The sequence below is a fragment of the Kitasatospora sp. NPDC056181 genome (assembly GCF_042266225.1).
Lineage (GTDB): Bacteria > Actinomycetota > Actinomycetes > Streptomycetales > Streptomycetaceae > Kitasatospora.
In genome coordinates, this window is record NZ_JBHJUK010000087.1 from 1 (window position 1) to 19,246 (window position 19,246).

Below are 19,246 nucleotides of genomic sequence, written 5' to 3' on the forward strand. Positions count from 1 at the left end.
GACACCACAGACACCCCGAGGGCGCCCGGGCGGGGGCGTAGGCGCGGGGGCCCCGGGGGTCCCCCGCGGCCCCACGCGGCCCCCCCCCGGGGCCCCCCCCCGCCCCGGCACATCGGCGGCACCGGAGACGGCATCTGTTCGGTATCAATTCGCCCAGGGCGTAGGGCAGACCCGGCGAAGAGGACGGAATCAGGGGCCCGGCAGAGTACCGTCGGATAGCGAGACCGATCGCCGTCGGCGTTGACGGTCCACAGCACCAGGCCCCGGAACCCCCGCGGGGCCCCTGGCGAAGGGGAAGCACCTCGTGGCACGCATCGGAGACGGTGGCGACCTGCTCAAGTGCTCGTTCTGCGGCAAGTCGCAGAAGCAGGTGAAGAAGCTGATCGCCGGCCCAGGCGTGTACATCTGCGACGAGTGCATCGACCTGTGCAACGAGATCATCGAGGAGGAGCTCGCCGAGACCTCCGAGGTGCGCTTCGAGGAGCTCCCGAAGCCGCGCGAGATCTACGAGTTCCTGGACCAGTACGTGGTCGGTCAGGACCTCGCCAAGAAGGCGCTGTCGGTGGCGGTCTACAACCACTACAAGCGCGTGCAGGCCGGCGAGGCGGGCCGCAGCGGCGGCAACGGCCGTGAGGACGCCATCGAGCTGGCGAAGTCCAACATCCTGCTGCTCGGGCCGACCGGCTCCGGCAAGACGCTGCTGGCGCAGACGCTGGCCCGGATGCTGAACGTGCCGTTCGCGATCGCCGACGCCACCGCGCTCACCGAGGCCGGGTACGTCGGCGAGGACGTCGAGAACATCCTGCTCAAGCTGATCCAGGCGGCCGACTACGACGTCAAGAAGGCCGAGACCGGGATCATCTACATCGACGAGATCGACAAGGTCGCCCGCAAGAGCGAGAACCCGTCGATCACCCGCGACGTCTCCGGCGAGGGCGTGCAGCAGGCGCTGCTGAAGATCCTGGAGGGCACCACCGCGTCGGTGCCGCCGCAGGGGGGCCGCAAGCACCCGCACCAGGAGTTCATCCAGATCGACACCACCAACGTGCTGTTCATCGTGGGCGGCGCGTTCGCGGGCCTGGAGCGGATCATCGAGGGCCGCGCGGGTGCCAAGGGCATCGGCTTCGGCGCCAACATCCGCTCCAAGCGGGAGCTGGACGCCAGCGACCACTTCCGTCAGGTGATGCCGGAGGACCTGGTCAAGTTCGGCATGATCCCGGAGTTCATCGGCCGTCTCCCGGTGATCACCAGCGTGCACAACCTGGACCGCGAGGCCCTGCTGCAGATCCTCACCGAGCCGAAGAACGCGCTGGTCAAGCAGTACCGCAAGCTCTTCGAACTGGACGGCGTGGAGCTGGAGTTCTCCCGGGACGCGCTGGAGGCCATCGCCGACCAGGCGATCCTGCGCGGCACCGGCGCGCGCGGTCTGCGGGCCATCATGGAGGAGGTGCTGATGTCCGTGATGTACGAGGTCCCCTCGCGCCAGGACGTCGCCCGCGTGGTGGTCACCGGGGACGTCGTCTCCAAGCACGCCATCCCGACGCTCGTCCCGCGCGACATGATCAAGCGGGAGCGGCGCGAGAAGAGCGCCTGACCCCCGCGGCGCCCCGCCTCCCGCGGCGCCCCGACTGACAGGGCCCCCGGAGACCGTCTCGGTCTCCGGGGGCCCTTCGTCTTCAGTCCGCGGCGGCGGACCCTACTTCGGCACCTCGCTGACGGCGCGCAGGTCGCGGGCGTCGGCGGCGAGCTTGTCCAGGTCGGGCTGCTTGCCGTCCGCGGGGGCCTGCATCAGCAGGATCAGGCTGCTGTTGTCGGCCCAGGCGCAGATGCCCAGGTCGGTGCCGTCCTGGGTGGCCTTGGCGCACTCCATCGTGCCGCCCTTGGGGCCGGCGTCGACCGCGTGCCGGTTGCTGACGGTCGGGCCGCCCTCCGAGAAGCCCTTGAACATGGCGTCCAGCTCCTGCTTGGGCAGCAGCACCTTGCCGTAGCCGCCGACCACGATGAGCTGCGGGTCCTGCGACGCGTCCTGGTAGACGGCGCTCACCCCGGTCGGGTTCCAGGCGCCGTCGCCCTTGCCGAACTCGGAGGTGATCTCGTCCTCCATCTTGCGGGCGATCTCGTTGTCGTCGTCCTTGGAGAGGTCCTTGAACTTCGCCGGCAGGACGACCTTCTGGGTGCCGGCGTTGGACGTCACGTCGAGGACGAAGTACGCGACCGCGCCGCCGATCAGCGCCAGCACCCCGACGAAGACGCCGAGCAGGATCCAGAGCATCTTGCGGGACTTGCGCGGCGGCGCCGGAGCGTACGCGCCGTAGCCGGGGTAGCCGGCCTGGCCGCCGGGCGGCGGGGCCTGCGGCGGCACCGCGGCGTACGGCTGGCCCGCGGGCGGCGGGGGCGTCGGCCCGTAGCCCGGCTGCTGGGGCGGCACGGGCGCGGCGCCGTACGGCTGGCCGGCCGGCGGCGGCGGGGTGCCGTAGGGGTTCTGCTCGGTCACGGTGGCCCTTTCTGGGACGGACGGGACGGACGGGACGACAGGACGGACGGGAACAGGACGGGGCAGGAACAGGGCGGGGCAGGACGCGGCGGCTGCGCGGGCCGCGTGCGGTGGAGGCCGCGTACGGGCCGCGTGCGCGCCGGGCCGCCCTCCGGGTTACTTGGCGACGACCATCGCGGAACGGATCGCCCGCGTCTTCTCGGCGGCCTGGGCCGGGGTGAGCGGCGTCGCGGCATTGCCGCCGAGGCTCGACTTGAAGAACGACACGCGGGCCGTGGTCGACTTGTCCGCCCAGACGCACACGGTGGACTGCGACTTGCCGCCGAGCACGCCGAAGACGCCGCAGGAGAGCTTCGCCGAGGAGTTCTTGCTGTCCTGGGCCGGGAAGTCCGCCAGCGGGGTGGTCCAGGAGCCGCCCTCGCTGGGCTTCTTGGAGTCCTCGATGATCTTGTCGGGGTCGCTGAGGTTGCCGTAGACGCCGATCACGCTGATCGTGTCCAGCGGGTCGGAGCCCTTGGCGTAGCTGGCGACCAGCACGTTCAGGTCCGTGCCGAGCTTGGACGTCTCGGCCTTGGCCGGGTCGGCGGCCTGCTCCTTGGCGGACTTCTGGGTGTAGCCGTCGGGCAGCGACTGCGCGGCGGTGATCTTGTACTTGCCGCCGGAGTCCCCGCCGAGCAGCTTGTAGAGGCCGAAGCCCCCGCCGCCCAGCACCAGGGCGCCGATGACCAGGCCGATGACCAGGCCGCCCTTGCCCTTCTTCGGCGGCGGCGCCACCGGGTAGCCCGGCTGGCCGTACGGGGCCTGCTGCGGCGGGACCCCGTAGGGCGCCTGCGGGGCGCCGTACTGCGGCTGCGGCGCCCCGTACTGCGGAGCCGGCGCGCCCTGCTGCGGCTGGCCGTACTGCGGCTGCGGCGCGCCGTAGGGCGGCTGTGCCCCGTACGGCTGCTGCGGCGGCGCCCCGTACGGCGGCTGTGCCCCGTAGGGCTGTTGCGGCTGACCCTGCGGATACTGCTGACCCTGGCCGTACATCTGCCTCTGTGCTCCCCCGCCGCACCTGCGGCCTGTCGCGATCTGGAGTCGTCCGTGTCCGTACGAAGGATCGGACGAGTGTGCGGGCACGGTACCGCACCGGGCCGACGGCCGTCCGGGCCGGGCGCGCCGGGCCCGCGGACCGAAAGCGGTTCGTAACCCTGGTCCCCGGTTACGTAAACTGTGCGTCGTGACCGACACCCAGAACCAGCGCCCCGTGAGCAACCACGCCGGGGACGACGCAGCCACCCTCCCGACGACCTACGCCCCGGCGGAGGTAGAGGGCGAGCTGTACGAGCGCTGGGTAGAGCGCGGTTACTTCACGGCCGACGCCAAGAGCGAGAAGCCCCCGTACACCATCGTCATCCCGCCGCCGAACGTCACCGGTGCGCTGCACCTGGGCCACGCCTTCCAGCACACGCTGATGGACGCGCTGACCCGTCGCAAGCGCATGCAGGGCTACGAGACGCTCTGGCTGCCGGGCATGGACCACGCCGGCATCGCCACCCAGAACAAGGTCGAGCAGCAGCTCGCCGAGTCCGGCCTCTCCCGCCACGACCTGGGCCGCGAGGCCTTCGTCGAGAAGGTCTGGGAGTGGAAGGAGAACTACGGCGGCAGGATCCTCGGCCAGATGCGCCGCCTCGGCGACGGCGTGGACTGGTCGCGCGAGCGCTTCACGATGGACGAGGGCCTCTCGCACGCCGTCCAGACCATCTTCAAGCGCCTCTTCGACGACGGCCTGATCTACCGCGCCGAGCGCATCATCAACTGGTGCCCGCGCTGCCTCACCGCGCTCTCCGACATCGAGGTCGAGCACGAGGAGGTCCCGGGCGAGCTGGTCTCGATCCGCTACGGGGAGGGTGACGACTCGATCGTCGTCGCCACCACCCGCGCCGAGACGATGCTGGGCGACACCGCCGTCGCCGTCCACCCGGAGGACGAGCGCTACAAGCACCTGGTCGGCCGGACCATCAAGCTGCCGCTGACGGACCGGGAGATCCCGGTCGTCGCCGACGAGCACGTCGACCCGGAGTTCGGCACCGGCGCCGTCAAGGTGACCCCGGCGCACGACCCGAACGACTTCGCCATCGGCCAGCGCCACAACCTGCCGAACCTGAGCGTCATGGACGAGCACGGCGCGATCACCGTGCACGGCCCGTTCCTCGGCCTGGACCGGCTGGAGGCTCGTTCGGCCGTGGTCGGCGCGCTGCGCGAGCAGGGCCGGATCGTCGCCGAGAAGCGCCCGTACATGCACGCCGTCGGCCACTGCTCGCGCTGCCACACGGTGGTCGAGCCGCGGCTGTCGCTGCAGTGGTGGGTCAAGGTCGCCCCGCTGGCCCAGGCCGCCGGCGACGCCGTCCGCGACGGCAAGGTCGAGATCCACCCGAAGGAGCTGGAGCGCCGCTACTTCGACTGGGTCGACAACATGTACGACTGGTGCATCTCGCGCCAGCTCTGGTGGGGCCACCGGATCCCGGTCTGGTACGGCCCGGACGGCGAGGTCGTCTGCGTCGGCCCCGACGAGCAGCCGCCGGCCGGCGAGGGCTGGCACCAGGACCCGGACGTCCTGGACACCTGGTTCTCCTCCGGCCTTTGGCCCTTCTCCACCCTCGGCTGGCCGGAGAAGACCCCGGACCTGGAGAAGTTCTACGCGACCGACGTCCTGGTCACCGGCCACGACATCATCTTCTTCTGGGTCGCCCGGATGATGATGTTCGGCCTGTACGCGATGGACGGCCAGGCGCCGTTCAAGACCGTGGCCCTGACCGGCCTGGTCCGCGACGAGTTCGGCAAGAAGATGTCGAAGTCCTCCGGCACCGCCGTGGACCCGCTGGACTGGATGGACGCCTACGGCGCCGACGCCGTCCGCTTCACCCTGGCCCGTGGCGCCAACCCCGGCGCCGACGTGCCGATCGGCGAGGACTGGGTCAAGGGCTCGCGCAACTTCTGCAACAAGATCTGGAACGCGACCCGCTTCGCGCTGATGAACGGCGCCACCGTCGAGGGCCCGCTGCCCGCGCCGGAGGAGCTGACCGCGGTCGACCGCTGGATCCTGTCGCGGCTGAACGCCACCGTCGCCGAGGTGGACGCGCTGTACGACGACTACGAGTTCGCCAAGGTCTCGGACGCGCTGTACCACTTCGCCTGGGACGAGGTGTTCGACTGGTACGTCGAGCTCTCCAAGACCACCCTGGCCAAGGGCGGCGCGCAGGCGGACGCCTCCCGCCGGGTCCTGGGCGAGGTCCTGGACGTCACGCTGCGGCTGCTCCACCCGGTCGTCCCGTTCGTCACGGACACGCTGTGGACCACGCTGACCGGCGCCGAGTCCCTGGTGGTCACCGCGTGGCCCCAGGACAGCGGCTTCCGGGACACTGCGGCCGAGGCCGAGATCGCCACGCTCCAGCAGGTGGTCACCGAGGTCCGCCGGTTCCGCTCGGACCAGGGCCTCCAGCCCGCGCAGAAGGTCCCGGCCCGGCTCGGCCTGGACGGCACCGTGCTGGCCGTCCACGAGGACGCCATCCGCTCGCTGCTGCGCCTGACCCTGCCCGAGGACGGCTTCACGGCCACCGCCTCGCTCCCGGTCGCCGGCGCCACGGTGGCGCTGGACCTCTCAGGCACCATCGACGTCGCGGCGGAGCGCAAGCGCCTGGCCAAGGACCTCGCGGCCGCCGAGAAGGAGAAGGCCCAGACCACCGCCAAGCTCGGCAACGAGGCGTTCCTCGCCAAGGCGCCGGACGACGTGGTCGCCAAGATCCGCACCCGCCAGGAGGCCGCCGAGGCCGACATCGCCCGGATCACCGCCCAGCTCGCGGCGCTGCCGCAGGCCTGATCCGCACCGGCTCCAGGAGGGGCCGCATCCCGCCGACGCGGGGTGCGGCCCCTCCGGCGTTTCCGGACCGCCCGGCCTTTCCTGCTCCTAATAGCTCAATGGCGTTGCTCCCTTCCGGCGAATATTCATCCTGGACCGGGTGAGGTCTTATTCCGCCCGAATTCATTCCGGTCTTGCCCGCGCGGGTTCGCGGAAGTTAGCAGGTCGGATGTGTACGGTGTGCAGGAGTTCCGCTGAGCCGATGGCACCGAACGGGAGGGCATGGCGTGGTGGCGACCAAGGAGTTGGCCGACGAACTGCCTGCTGAGGCGGTCGACGAGGCCAAGGCCCGGGCGGCGACGCTGCTTCTCGCGTTCCGGCACGGAAACCAGCTGGCGTTCGACGAGGCGCTGGACCGGATCCTCGACGAGCACGCGCACCGCGAGGTCACCACCCTGCTCACCTGGATCGCCGCCGAGGCGGTCCGCAAGGCGTACGCGCCCGAGGTCGGCGACCGGGTGCTGCGCGCCATGGCCCGCCGCGCCCCGGCCGACACCGGAGCGGTGGACGTGGACGAGGAGACCGCGGACGCGGCCCGGCTGATCGAGGCCGTCGCCGGCGGCCGCGTCGGCGAGGTCCGCGGGCTGGTGGCGGCCACCGCCGACACCACCTTCCTGCTCGGCGGCCTGCTCCAGGGCGTCGCCATGATGCTGCCGTTCCTGCCGGACGGCGAGCTGGCCGAGATCACCGACGAGCTGCGCCGCCGGCACTGCGGTCCGTGCCCCGAGATCCCCGAGGCCCGGGCGGGGGTCTGACGCCCCGTCCCCGGGCCCCGGGAGGGCCGGTCTACGGCATCGCGTGCAGGTGCGCGCCGACGGTGGCCGCGATCCCGCCGCCCGCCTCGGCGTCGTGGTTGGTCGACCAGCCGCTCAGGCCCAGGGTGATCGCGGTGGCCCCGGCGAGCAGGCCGTGGAGGCCGCGCGGGCGCGCGGGTCGGGCAGGTGGCATGACTCCATCTCCTGTGGGGGAGGCCGGGCGGCTCGCGTGGGGGGAGCTGCCCGGGTGTCGATGGTGTGCGTGCGGGAGCTACCGACAACTCAAGTCCCTGTCGGGGCAGGAGACTTGCCACACAAGGTGGAGTAGACCAATCCGGCTGTCAAGAGGGCGGGCCTCAGGCGGCCGCCGGCACCGGCCGTTCGGACAGGCGCGCGGTCAGGGCGGCGATCCGCGCGGAGGCCAGCCCGTCGCCGTACGGGCTCGGGGTGGCGGCGAGCCGGGCGAGCCGCTCGGGGGAGTCGGCCAGCCAGTCGGCGGCCAGGTCGCCCAGCGCGGGGCCGGGCGGGACGAGCGCGGCGAAGCCCGCCTCCACCGCCTCCGGGCGCTCGGTGGAGCGGCGGACGACGAGCAGGGGGCGGCCGAGCACGGTGCACTCCTCCTGGACGCCGCCGGAGTCGGAGACCAGCAGCGCGGCGTGCCGGGCCAGGCCGAGGAACTCCGCGTAGCCGACCGGTCCGGTGACGGCGATCCGCGCGAGCAGGCCGTCGAGGGCGAACCGCTCGACGGCGGCCCGGGTGCGCGGGTGCATCGGGAACAGCACCGGCGTCCCGGCCCGGGCGATCCGGTCCAGCTCGGTGAGGACGGCGCGCAGCGCCCCGGCGGTGTCGGTGTTCTCCGGCCGGTGCACGGTGGCCAGCACGTAGCCGTCCGGCGCGACCCCGTGGGCCGCGAGCAGCGCGGCCCGGGCGTCCGCGTCGGGAAGTTGGCGGCGGACCACCTCGACCACGGTGTTCCCGGTGAGGGCGATCCGCTCCTCGTCCAGCGACTCGGCGCGCAGGTTGGCGGCGTTCCCGGTGGTGGCGGCGCAGAGCAGGTCGGCGACGTGGTCGACCATCACCCGGTTGTGCTCCTCGGGCATCGCCCGGTCGAAGCTGCGCAGCCCGGCCTCGACGTGCACCAGCGGGATCCCGCGGGCGTTGGCGGCGAGCGCGCCGGCGAGGGTGGCGTTGGTGTCGCCCTGGACGACGACGGCGGCGGGGCGGTCCTCGGCGAAGGCCGCGTCGAGCTGGCCGAGCGACTGGGCGATCTGGCCGGCCCGGGGGCGGCCGCCGACACCGGTCAGCAGCTCCGGGCGGGGCAGGCCGAGGTCGCGCAGGAACCGGCCGGACATCGTCTCGTCCCAGTGCTGGCCGGTGTGGACGAGCCGGGCGGCGTCGCCGAGTTCGTGGATCAGCGGGGCGAGCTTGACCAGCTCGGGCCGGGTGCCGAGGACGACGGCGACGCTGGCGGGGGCGAGGGTGCGGGCGGGCGGCGGGGGAGGGCACATGGTCACGGGGGTACTCCGGGGAGGGGCTCAGGCTTCGAGTGCGGTGGGGGCGCCGGCGGCGACGGTCTCGGCGTTGCGCCGGGTCTTGGCCCAGCCGTTGCGGCCGAGGAGCAGCCGGGCGGCGGCCCGGGCGGCGACCACGAACAGGTGGTAGGCGTAGAGCCAGAGCAGGACGCCCCACAGCAGGCCGGTCAGCCGGCTCCGGCCGGGGTGGACCAGCCGGCGGTAGGCGGATCCCCAGAACACCATCGGCAGTGTCGCGATCACGAAGGCGGCGGCCATGAACGGCCCGAACCGGAGCTGGAAGTCGGCCGTCTCCGCGGGGAAGAGCACCAGTCCGGCCGCCGTGATCCCGGCCGAGACGGGGGTGAGCACCACCAGCAGCACGCAGACCACGGGCTGCAGGAAGGTGTAGAGCACCTCGGCCTTGCCGGCCGGGCGGTAGTGCGGCGAGCGCAGCACCCGCCCGGTGTAGCGCAGGCACTGCATGTTGCCCTGGGCCCACCGGGTGCGCTGGGTGAGGAAACGCCGGAGCGAGACCAGCCCCTCCTGGGACACCCGCGCCTCGGTGATGTGCGTCAACCGCCAGCCGGCGAGCCGCAGTTCGAGCCCGGACTCGTAGTCCTCCAGCAGTGCCCGCTCCGGCCAGGGGCGGCCTGCGCGGCCCTCCTCGGCGGTGAGCGAGTCCAGTGCGGAGAGCCGGACGAACTGGCCGTTGCCGCCGAGGCCGACGGAGCCGGTGCGCCGGCGCAGCAGCTGCATGCCGGCGTTGTTGGCCTGGAACTCGACGTCCTGCATCCGCACCAGGGCGCGGGCCCGCGCGTTGGCGAACCGGCCCCGCCCGGGCAGCGGCCGCTCGTCGTCGGCGTTGCGCATCCGGACGCCGATCTGCACGGCGCCGGTGTCCGGGCGGCCGAGCGCCTTCCCGTTGCAGACGTGGGCGAGGGTGCCCGGGTCGAGCCGGCCGTCGGCGTCGACGACGCCGATCACCACGCGGGAGCGGTCGGTGCCCTCGGGCAGCCGTGCGGAGATCTCGCGGTAGGCGGCGTTGAGGGCGGCGCCCTTGCCGATCCGGGCGTGCGGGCGGCGGCGCTGGACGAGGTGGATCCGGTCGTCCCGTTCGGCGGCGGCCAGCACCAGGGCGCGGGTGGCGTCCTCGCTGTCGTCGTCGACCACCCACAGGTGCGCCCCGGGGGCGGAGCGCCGCAGCCCGTCCAGGGTCTGGACGACCACGGCCTCCTCGTCGCGGCAGGGGACGACCAGGTGCCACTGGAAGGCGGCCGGGTCGCCGGGTTCGGCGGGGCGGTCGTGCCGGAAGGCGTGCCGGGAGCCGGCCCAGTACACGAGGAAGCGCCCGAAGACGAGGGCCATGTAGCCGACGAGCGCAAGCGAGACCAGTCCGGCTAAGCGGACGATGCCGTCCTGCCGGAACACGATCCAGTCGTGCAGGGTGTCGAGCATGGCGCGGTTCTCCTCGTGATCAAAGGCTGGCGACTCCTGGCGATTGCGAATCGATGCTTCATTGCGGCTCAAACTCGCTGAATCAATAGTAAAGGGGGCAAACTGGGAAGTCAGGGCAAAGTGGCCGTTCTCACCCCGTGAGGACGGCCCGCCAGCGCTCCGTAGACTGTGGTCGTGAGCGACAAGGCCGACCCGAACCCGTACACCCTCCGCCCCGCCGACGCCGGCACCGGCGACGCCCTGCGCGACGTCGAGACCGAGCTCTCCAAGCGCTGGCCGGAGAACAAGCTGGAGCCCTCGCTCGACCGGATCGAGGCGCTGATGGACATCCTGGGCCAGCCCCAGCGGTCCTTCCCCTCCATCCACATCACCGGCACCAACGGCAAGACCTCCACGGCCCGGATGATCGAGCAGCTGCTCAACACCTTCGAGCTGCGCACCGGCCGCTACACCAGCCCGCACGTGGAGTCCGTCACCGAGCGGATCAGCCTCGACGGTGCCCCGATCACCCCCGAACGGTTCGTCGAGGTCTACCGCGACATCGAGCCGTACGTGCAGATGACCGACGCGCAGCAGCCCGTCCCGATGTCCTTCTTCGAGGTGCTGACCGGCATGGCGTACGCCGCCTTCGCCGACGCCCCGGTGGACGTCGGCGTGATCGAGGTCGGCATGGGCGGCTCCTGGGACGCCACCAACGTGATCGACGCCGCCGTCGCGGTGATCACCCCGATCGGCCTGGACCACACCGACAAGCTGGGCGGGACCACCGGCGAGATCGCGGTCGAGAAGTCCGGGATCATCAAGACCGGCGCCGTCGCCGTCGTCGCCCAGCAGCAGCTGGACGCCGCGCAGTCCATCCTGCGCCGCGCCGTCGAGGTGGACGCCACCGTGGCCCGCGAGGGCATGGAGTTCGGCGTGATCCGCCGTGAGGTCGCCATCGGCGGCCAGCTGGTGACGCTGCGCGGGCTCGGCGGCGAGGAGTACGAGGACGTCTTCATCCCGCTGCACGGCGCCCACCAGGCGCAGAACGCCGCGCTGGCGCTGGCCGCCGTCGAGGCCTTCTTCGGCGTCGGCGGTGCGCGCGGCGGCCAGCTCGACGTCGACAAGGTCCGCCAGGCCTTCTCCGGCGTCGCCTCGCCGGGCCGGCTGGAGGTCGTCCGCCGCAGCCCGACGATCCTCCTCGACGCCGCCCACAACCCGAACGGCGCCCAGGCCACCGTCGCCGCGATCGGCGAGGCCTTCGGCTTCACCCGGCTGGTCGGCGTGATCGGCACCAGCGGCGACAAGGACGTGGCCGGCCTGCTCGAGGCCTTCGAGCCGATCCTGGCCGAGGTCGTGATCACCCAGAACTCCACCCACCGCGCGATGGACGTGGACGCCCTGGCCGCCCTGGCCGTCGAGATCTTCGGCGAGGACCGCGTCCAGGTCGAGCCCCGGCTCGACGACGCCATCGCCGCCGCCGTCACCCTCGCCGAGGAGGAGGGCGACCTCGGCGGCGCCGGGGTGCTGGTCACCGGTTCGGTCATCACGGTGGGCGAGGCCCGCCTGCTCCTCGGGAGGAAGTGACGATGAGGACGCTCTGCTCCTCGACGCTGATCGGCGAGGCGTTGCTGGCGATGTTCGCCGGGCTGGTGGCGATGCAGCTCTCCGACATCCCGACGGCCACCGTCTGGACCGTCACGGGCGTCGTCATGGCCCTGTGCATCGCACTCTGCGGCATGATCAACCGGCCGGGTGCGGTCGCACTCGGCTGGGCGCTGCAGATCGGCCTGATCGCCAGCGGCTTCATCCTGCCGACCATGTTCGCCCTCGGAGTGGTCTTCGCCGGCCTGTGGTGGTGCTCGGTGCACTACGGCCGCAGGATCGACGAGTTCAAGGCCGCCCGCGCCGCCGCCCAGGTGGCCTAGACCAGCCCCCGGGTGGGCGGCCGGAGCCGCCGCTCACGCAAGGTAACCTCTGCGGTAGTCGCACTCCGCGCCACGAACCGAGTGCAAGCCGAACCGATTTTCCCAGGAGACGCACCGTGTCCCAGCGCACTCTCGTCCTGCTCAAGCCCGACGCCGTCCGCCGCGGCCTGGCCGGCGAGATCATCAGCCGCATCGAGCGCAAGGCCGGCTGGCGCCTCGCCGCCGTCGAGCTGCGCACCTTCGACCGGGCGACGCTGGAGCAGCACTACGCGGAGCACGTCGGCCGCCCGTTCTACGAGCCGCTGCTGGAGTTCATGACCTCCGGCCCGTCCATCGCGCTGATCGTCGAGGGCGAGGAGGTCGTGCCCGGCATCCGCATGCTGGCCGGCGCGACCAACCCGCTGGAGGCCGGCGCCGGCACCATCCGCGGCGACTACGCGACGATCACCCGCGAGAACCTGATCCACGCCTCCGACTCCCCGGAGTCCGCCGAGCGCGAGATCAAGATCTTCTTCCCGGCACACGCCTGAGAACACCACGGGCGAAACGCCCGAGGGACCTTCGGGTGCCCCGGCCGGGACCATTGGCCCGGCCGGGGCATTCTTATCGTGAAATAGGGAACTGGGGCCGCCGACACGGCGTCCCAATGCTCGGAGAAGCGATCACGCTCCGGACAATGGACGGTATGCCCCACGCCGACATCCGTGCTGGCCGACGTGACTACGATGGACGCGACTCAAGGGCCCGGTACGGCTGGTCAGCTGATTTCCGCCCAAGCCGTGGGCGCATGCTTCTCGTCCACCCCCGCTAATGACTCCGAGCCCGGGAAGGCACCTACACCCCATGGCAACCAACCTGTCGTTCATCGGCCGCGACCTGGCGATCGACCTCGGAACCGCCAACACGCTGGTGTACGTCAGGGGCAAGGGGATCGTCCTCAACGAGCCGTCCGTCGTCGCGGTCAACACCAACACCGGCGGAATCCTGGCAGTCGGCTCCGAGGCCAAGAAGATGATCGGCCGCACCCCGGGCAACATCGTCGCCATCCGCCCGCTCAAGGACGGCGTGATCGCCGACTTCGAGATCACCGAGCGGATGCTCCGCTACTTCATCCTCAAGATCCACCGCCGCCGCTACCTGGCCCGCCCCCGGGTCGTGGTCTGCGTGCCCTCCGGCATCACCGGGGTCGAGCGCCGCGCCGTCATCGAGGCCTCCTCGCAGGCCGGCGCCCGCCAGGTGCACATCATCGAGGAGCCGATGGCCGCCGCGATCGGCGCCGGCCTGCCCGTCCACGAGGCCACCGGCAACATGGTCGTCGACATCGGCGGCGGCACCACCGAGGTCGCCGTCATCTCGCTCGGCGGCATCGTCACCGCCCAGTCCATCCGGGTCGCCGGCGACGAACTGGACAACGCCATCGTCCAGCACATCAAGAAGGAGTACTCGCTGCTCCTGGGCGAGCGCAGCGCCGAGCAGATCAAGATGAGCATCGGCTCCGCCTTCGGGCTGGAGGGCGAGAAGGACGAGCACGCCGAGATCCGCGGCCGCGACTTGGTCAGCGGCCTGCCCAAGACCGTCGTCATCTCCGCCGCCGAGGTCCGCGAGGCCATCGACGAGCCCGTCAACTCCATCATCGACGCTGTCAAGACCACCCTCGACCAGTGCCCGCCCGAGCTGGCCGGCGACGTCATGGACCGCGGCATCGTCCTCACCGGCGGCGGCGCCCTGCTGCGCGGCCTGGACGAGCGGCTGCGCCGCGAGACCGGCATGCCGATCCACATCGCCGAGAACCCGCTCGACTCGGTCGCCCTCGGCTCCGGCAAGTGCGTCGAGGAGTTCGAGGCGCTCCAGCAGGTACTCGACGCCCAGCCGCGCCGTTAGCACAACCGACGAAACCCGTAACTCAACTGAACGGCCCACCACCCGGGCCCCACGGCCCGGGTGGGCGGCCAGGTACGAAGGGGCAGTACCAGCACCGTGAGGGACACACGAGAGAGCCGGCTGCTGCTCATCCTGCTGGTGGCCGTCGCCTTCGCGCTGATCACCGTGGACATCAAGGGCGGTGAGAGCTCCCCGCTCGGCGGCGCCCGCCGCGCCGCGGCCGGCGTCCTCGGCCCGGTCGAGCGCGGCGCCGCCACCGCGGTCGACCCGGTCGCCGACACCGTCCGCGCCTTCCGCGACGCCGCCACCCACAGCGGCCGCACCGACCAGCTCGCCCGCGAGAACACCGAGCTGCGCCAGAAACTGGCCTCCTCCGACGCGGCCGGCGCCCGCACCAAGCAGCTCGACGACCTGCTGCGCACCGCCGGCGCCGGCGGATACACCGTCAAGGCCGCACAGGTCATCGCGATCGGCCCGGCCCAGGGCTTCTCCTGGACCATCACCGTCGACGCCGGCAGCGACGACGGCCTGACCCGGGACATGACCGTGATCAACGGTCAGGGCCTGGTCGGCCGGATCACCACCGTCGCCCCGACCACCTCCACCGTGCTGCTCGCCTCCGACCCCGGCTTCAGCGCCGGCGCCCGGCTGGAGGGCAGCGGCGAGATCGGCTTCGCCTCCGGCGGCGGCACCAGCGCCATGAAGGTCTCCCTGCTCAACGGCAAGGCCCAGGTGAAGGAGGGCGACCGGATGGTCACCTTCGGATCGCAGAGCGGCCGCCCGTTCGTGCCCGGCGTCCCGGTCGGCAAGGTCGTCCAGGTCGAGGCCAACCCCGGCCAGCTCACCAAGACCGTCCTGGTCGAGCCCTTCGTCCAGTTCACCCGGCTCGACCTGGTCGGCGTGGTGGTGGTACCGCCGCGCACCGACCCGCGCGACGCCGTCCTGCCGCCCGCGCCCGCCCCGCAGGGCCAGGCACCCGCGGCGCCCGCCGCCCCCGCGGCACCGGCCGTCGCCGCACCGCCCGCCAAGCCCTCCGGGGGGAACTGAGCCATGCGCCTCGCCCGCATCCCCGTCTCCGCCGTCCTCGTCCTGCTCGGCCTGATCCTCCAGGTCAGCGTCTTCGGCCGGCTCCAGCTCCCGGGCGCCACCCCGGACATACTGCTGCTCGTCGTGGTCGGCCTGGCCATGGTCTACGGCCCCACCGGCGGCTGCCTGGTCGGCTTCGCGGCCGGCCTGCTCGCCGACCTCGCACCGCCCTCCGACCACGCCATCGGCCGCTACGCCCTGGTGCTCTGTCTGATGGGCTACGCCGCCGGGCTGCTGCGCCCCGACCACGGGCGCCAGCGCTCGGTCTCCAGCGCGCTGCTGGTGGTGGCCGCCGCGGCGGTCGCCTCGACGCTGCTGTACGCGATGGTCGGCGCCCTGGTCGGCGACACCGCCGCCCGCCACGTCGGCCTCGGCAGCCTGGTGGTCACCGCCCTGCTGTACGACCTGCTGCTGGCGCCGTTCGTGGTGCCCGTGGTGATGCTGGTCGGGCGCCGCTTCGGGAAGGACCCGGTGGCCGCCGCCGCCGGGGACGACGAGGGCGGACCGGGCCTGGGCACGCTGGCCCGCTACCGCACCACCCGTGAGGCGTCGTCCGGGCCGGGCTACCGCAAGAAGCGCTCGCTCGGCTTCGCCAAGCGCCCGTGACACCGCGCGTGACACCGTGCCCGTGACACCCGGCGCCCGCAAGGCCCTTCGCGCCCGCAAGGCCCTTCGCGCTCGCAAGGTCCTTCGCGCCCGCAACGCCCTCCGCGTCCGCAACACCCCGACCCCCTTGTCCGGACCCCCGCACTCTGGAGCGCACGAGACGTGAGCAACATCCCCGAGACCGGCCGTACCCGGCGGGTGACGATCCGTCTGGTGGTGCTGCAGATCCTGGTGCTGTCGCTGCTCGCCACCCTCGGCGGACGGCTCTGGTACCTGCAGATCCGCAACGCCAGCGTCTACACCGCCAAGGCGACCGGCAACCACATCCGCGAGGTGGTCGAGCCCGCGGTGCGCGGCGAGATCCTCGACGCCTCCGGCCGCATCCTGGCAGGCAACGAGACCCGGCTGGTGGTCTCCGTCAGCCGCACCTCGCTGCTCCAGCAGAAGGACGGCGGCAAGGCGGTGCTGACCCGGCTCGCCGAGGTGCTCGGCATGCCGGCCAAGGACGTCCAGGAGAAGGTCCGGCTCTGCGACGCCAAGACGCAGCAGCCCTGCTGGAACGGGTCGCCCTACCAGCCGATCCCGGTCACCAAGGAGGCGACCACCCAGCAGGCGCTGCAGATAATGGAGCGTCGCGAGGACTTCCCCGGGGTGACCGCGCAGCCCACCGCCGTGCGCCACTACACCGGCGTCGAGGGCGCCAACATGGCCCAGGTGCTCGGCTACCTCTCGCCGGTCACCGACGAGGAGGTCTCCAAGACGGCCGACAAGAGCGGCCTCGACCGCTACCTGCCGGCCGACCAGATCGGCCGGGCCGGCCTGGAGTCGGTGTACGACCGCGACCTGCGCGGCACTGCCGGGATCACCAAGCTGGAGGTCGACAACCTCGGCCGGGTGATCGGCACCGCCGGCACGGTCGAGCCGCAGACCGGCAACAACCTGGTGACCAGCATCGACGCCCGGGTGCAGAAGGTCGTCGAGGACAACCTCATGCAGGCGATGAACGACGCCCGCAAGACCTTCGACAAGGTGACCAACCGCAACTACGAGGCCGACTCCGGCGCCGCCGTCGTGATGGACGTGCACACCGGGCGGATCGTCGCGATGGCCAGCGCCCCGACCTACGACCCCAACCTGTGGCAGGGCGGCATCTCGGGCAAGGACTACCAGGCACTGACCAGCAAGGAGTCCAACTTCCCGCTGCTGAACCGGGCCATACAGGGTCAGTCCGCCCCCGGCTCGACCTTCAAGGTCATCTCCACCACCGCCGCCGTGCAGGCCGGTTACTCGCTGGACGGGCGGTACGACTGCCCGAAGAGCCTGACCATCGGCGGCCGCGAGTTCAAGAACTTCGAGAGCGAGAACTTCGGCGCCATCTCCCTGGAGAAGGCGCTGGAGGTCTCCTGCGACACCGTCTTCTACGGCCTGGCGTACGACCAGTGGATGAAGGACGGCGGCATCAAGCCGAAGAAGGACCCGGCGGACTGGTTCTACAAGACCGCCCACCAGTTCGGCCTCGGCGCCAAGACCGGCATCGACCTTCCCAGCGAGGTCACCGGCCGGGTGCCGGACCGTCAGTGGAAGCAGTCCTTCTACGACAACAACAAGGACGCCTGGTGCAAGCAGGCGGAGAAGGGCGGCAACACCTTCTCCGACCAGATCGCCCGGGAGAACTGCGTCGACGGCTACCAGATGCGCGCCGGTGACTCGGTCAACTTCGCGATCGGCCAGGGCGACACGCTCGTCACCCCGATCCAGATGGCCCGGATCTACTCGGCGCTCGCCAACGGCGGCACCTTCTACCGCCCGACCGTCGCCAAGGCGGTGATAAGCCCGGGCGGGGATCTCGTCCGCGAGATCGCCCCGCACGAGGACTCCAAGTTCCCCGGCGACCAGAAGCTGCTGAGCTACATCGACCAGGCCACCGCCGGCGTCATCACCAGCGGCACCGCCGCCTGGAAGTTCACCGGCGCCGGCTGGCCGCAGGGCAAGATCGAGCTGCACGCCAAGACCGGCACCGCCGAGGTCGAGGGCAAGCAGACCACCTCGTGGCTGACCACCTACAGCGGCGACTACGCGGTCGTGATGACGATAAGCCAGGGTGGCACCGGCTCCGGCGGTTCCGGTGACGCGATCCGCCGGATCTACCAGGCGCTGTACGGCGTGGACGACAAGGGCAACGTCGACGGCGGCAAGGCGCTGCTGCCCAAGCCGCAGGCCGAGCTGCCGAAGTTCAACCCGGACGGCACCGCGATCATCAAGCCGGCCGCGTACTCCCCGGCCGCCCAGGGCGACCCGGGCGTGACCGGCAGCGCTCCGCGGGTCTTCCTCGACCCGGCGCAGCCCTCCGGCCCGGCGACCCCGCTCACCGCGGTGGACGCCGCCCTCGAACCGGCCCGGAGCACGGGAAGGAGCCGCGCATGAGTTCCTACGGGTCGTACCGGCAGCTGCGGCTGGCCCCGCAGCGCCGCGGGGTGTCGAAGGCCCTCGCCAAGGACTCCCCGCTCTGGCGGATCGACTGGATACTGCTGCTGTCCGCACTGGTGCTCTCCCTGGGCAGCTCGCTGCTGGTGTGGTCGGCCACCCGCGGGCGGGACTCGCTGACCCACGGCGATCCGCAGTACTTCCTCTTCCGGCACCTCACCAACGTGGTGATCGGGATGGTGCTGTGCGCGGTGGTGATAGGGATAGGGAGCCGCCGGTTCCGCACCGTGGTGCCGTTCCTGTACACCGGCGTGATCCTGCTGCTGGCGGCCACGCTGAGCCCGCTCGGCTCGACCATCAACGGCCAGCACTCCTGGATCCAGCTCGGCGGCGGCTTCTCCGTCCAGCCGGCCGAGTTCGCCAAGCTGGCGATCGTGCTGGCGATGGCCGTGGTGCTGTCGGACCAGGTGGACGCGGGGGAGCGGGAGTTCCCCTCGAACCGGGCGGTGTTCCGCGGGCTGGTCTGGGCCACGGTGCCGATGGCCGTCGTGATGCTGATGCCGGACGCCGGGTCGGTGATGGTGATGGCCGTCATCGTGCTGGGCATCCTGCTGGCCTCCGGCGCGGCCAACCGCTGGGTCTTCGGGCTGATCCTGGCCGGGGTCGGCGGCTGTGTGGCGATCTGGAAGCTCGGGGTGCTGAGCAAGTACCAGATCGACCGCTTCGCCGCCTTCGCCAACCCGGCGCTGGACCCGTCGGGCGTGGGCTACAACACCGCCCAGGCCCGGATCGCGATCGGCTCGGGCGGGCTCACCGGCAAGGGGCTCTTCCACGGGACGCAGACCACCGGGCAGTTCGTGCCGGAGCAGCAGACCGACTTCGTCTTCACGGTCGCCGGCGAGGAGCTCGGCTTCCTCGGGGCGATGGCGATCATCGTGCTGCTCGGCGTGGTGCTCTGGCGGGGCTGCCGGATCGCCCGGCAGGCCACCGACCTCTACGGGACGATCGTGGCGGCCGGGGTGGTCGCCTGGTTCGCCTTCCAGGGCTTCGAGAACATCGGGATGTGCCTGGGCATCATGCCGGTGGCCGGCATCCCGCTGCCGTTCGTCTCGTACGGCGGGTCGTCGATGTTCGCGACCTGGGTGGCGATCGGGCTGTTGCAGGCGGTGCAGAGCCAACGGCCGATAGCGGCCTGAGCACGGTGACCGGGGCCGGTCCGGGGGCAC

Annotated in this window: 16 protein-coding genes; 11 read left to right on the forward strand and 5 right to left on the reverse strand. The window is 71.8% G+C overall.

Features of this window, described 5'->3' with window-relative positions:
• Positions 1–304 precede the first annotated feature (304 nt).
• Entirely contained in the window at positions 305–1,594 is a 1,290-nt protein-coding gene (gene clpX, locus ACFC1F_RS27885) for an ATP-dependent Clp protease ATP-binding subunit ClpX (protein ID WP_030309676.1), read from the forward strand.
• 102 nt (positions 1,595–1,696) lie between these two features.
• Here clpX and ACFC1F_RS27890 read toward each other — a convergent pair whose 3' ends face one another.
• Together ACFC1F_RS27890 and ACFC1F_RS27895 are read right to left on the reverse strand one after the other, a co-directional pair.
• Positions 1,697–2,494 (reverse strand): hypothetical protein, encoded by a 798-nt coding sequence (locus ACFC1F_RS27890; protein WP_376162355.1) that lies wholly within the window; start codon positions 2,492–2,494, stop codon positions 1,697–1,699.
• Between the two features lie 156 nt (positions 2,495–2,650).
• Positions 2,651–3,523: a hypothetical protein gene (locus ACFC1F_RS27895; protein ID WP_209416569.1), complete on the reverse strand. Its 873-nt coding sequence runs from the start codon at positions 3,521–3,523 to the stop codon at positions 2,651–2,653.
• A gap of 190 nt (positions 3,524–3,713) precedes the next feature.
• Between ACFC1F_RS27895 and ACFC1F_RS27900 the strand changes: the two genes are divergently transcribed.
• A complete protein-coding gene (locus ACFC1F_RS27900; RefSeq protein ID WP_209416568.1) occupies positions 3,714–6,353 on the forward strand; it encodes a valine--tRNA ligase in 2,640 nt (879 codons plus the stop codon).
• A gap of 266 nt (positions 6,354–6,619) precedes the next feature.
• Entirely contained in the window at positions 6,620–7,147 is a 528-nt protein-coding gene (locus ACFC1F_RS27905) for a hypothetical protein (protein WP_376162358.1), read from the forward strand.
• Positions 7,148–7,178: 31 nt separating this feature from the next.
• Here the strand turns inward: ACFC1F_RS27905 and ACFC1F_RS27910 are convergent, their stop codons facing one another.
• From ACFC1F_RS27910 to ACFC1F_RS27920, 3 genes are all read right to left on the reverse strand, one after another.
• Positions 7,179–7,340 carry a hypothetical protein gene (locus ACFC1F_RS27910; RefSeq protein WP_376162360.1) on the reverse strand — a complete coding sequence of 54 codons (162 nt, stop codon included), beginning with the start codon at positions 7,338–7,340 and terminating at the stop codon, positions 7,179–7,181.
• A 163-nt stretch (positions 7,341–7,503) separates the two neighbouring features.
• Entirely contained in the window at positions 7,504–8,655 is a 1,152-nt protein-coding gene (wecB, locus tag ACFC1F_RS27915) for a non-hydrolyzing UDP-N-acetylglucosamine 2-epimerase (RefSeq protein WP_376162362.1), read from the reverse strand.
• 27 nt (positions 8,656–8,682) lie between these two features.
• Positions 8,683–10,116, reverse strand: coding sequence for a glycosyltransferase (locus ACFC1F_RS27920; protein ID WP_376162364.1), 1,434 nt, complete (start codon positions 10,114–10,116; stop codon positions 8,683–8,685).
• 174 nt (positions 10,117–10,290) lie between these two features.
• Between ACFC1F_RS27920 and ACFC1F_RS27925 the strand changes: the two genes are divergently transcribed.
• The 8 genes from ACFC1F_RS27925 to rodA all read left to right on the forward strand — a co-directional run bounded on the left by ACFC1F_RS27925 (position 10,291) and on the right by rodA (position 19,216).
• The gene (locus tag ACFC1F_RS27925) at positions 10,291–11,682 is read left to right on the forward strand and encodes a bifunctional folylpolyglutamate synthase/dihydrofolate synthase (RefSeq protein WP_376162366.1); all 1,392 of its coding nucleotides are present in this window, start codon (positions 10,291–10,293) and stop codon (positions 11,680–11,682) included.
• Between the two features lie 2 nt (positions 11,683–11,684).
• Positions 11,685–12,023 (forward strand): DUF4233 domain-containing protein, encoded by a 339-nt coding sequence (locus ACFC1F_RS27930; RefSeq protein ID WP_148645163.1) that lies wholly within the window; start codon positions 11,685–11,687, stop codon positions 12,021–12,023.
• A gap of 116 nt (positions 12,024–12,139) precedes the next feature.
• Positions 12,140–12,553, forward strand: a complete 414-nt coding sequence (gene ndk / locus ACFC1F_RS27935) for a nucleoside-diphosphate kinase (RefSeq protein ID WP_148645164.1) — start codon at positions 12,140–12,142, stop codon at positions 12,551–12,553.
• A 325-nt stretch (positions 12,554–12,878) separates the two neighbouring features.
• A complete protein-coding gene (locus ACFC1F_RS27940; protein ID WP_148645918.1) occupies positions 12,879–13,904 on the forward strand; it encodes a rod shape-determining protein in 1,026 nt (341 codons plus the stop codon).
• Positions 13,905–14,000: 96 nt separating this feature from the next.
• Complete coding sequence (gene mreC, locus ACFC1F_RS27945) at positions 14,001–14,951, forward strand: rod shape-determining protein MreC (RefSeq protein WP_209416563.1); 951 nt, start codon at positions 14,001–14,003, stop codon at positions 14,949–14,951.
• A gap of 3 nt (positions 14,952–14,954) precedes the next feature.
• The gene (gene mreD, locus ACFC1F_RS27950) at positions 14,955–15,596 is read left to right on the forward strand and encodes a rod shape-determining protein MreD (protein WP_209416562.1); all 642 of its coding nucleotides are present in this window, start codon (positions 14,955–14,957) and stop codon (positions 15,594–15,596) included.
• A gap of 162 nt (positions 15,597–15,758) precedes the next feature.
• Positions 15,759–18,020, forward strand: coding sequence for a penicillin-binding protein 2 (gene mrdA / locus ACFC1F_RS27955; RefSeq protein ID WP_376162369.1), 2,262 nt, complete (start codon positions 15,759–15,761; stop codon positions 18,018–18,020).
• Positions 18,017–19,216 carry a rod shape-determining protein RodA gene (gene rodA, locus ACFC1F_RS27960; RefSeq protein WP_376162371.1) on the forward strand — a complete coding sequence of 400 codons (1,200 nt, stop codon included), beginning with the start codon at positions 18,017–18,019 and terminating at the stop codon, positions 19,214–19,216. The genes mrdA and rodA overlap by 4 nt, the downstream gene beginning before the upstream one ends.
• Positions 19,217–19,246 lie beyond the last annotated feature (30 nt).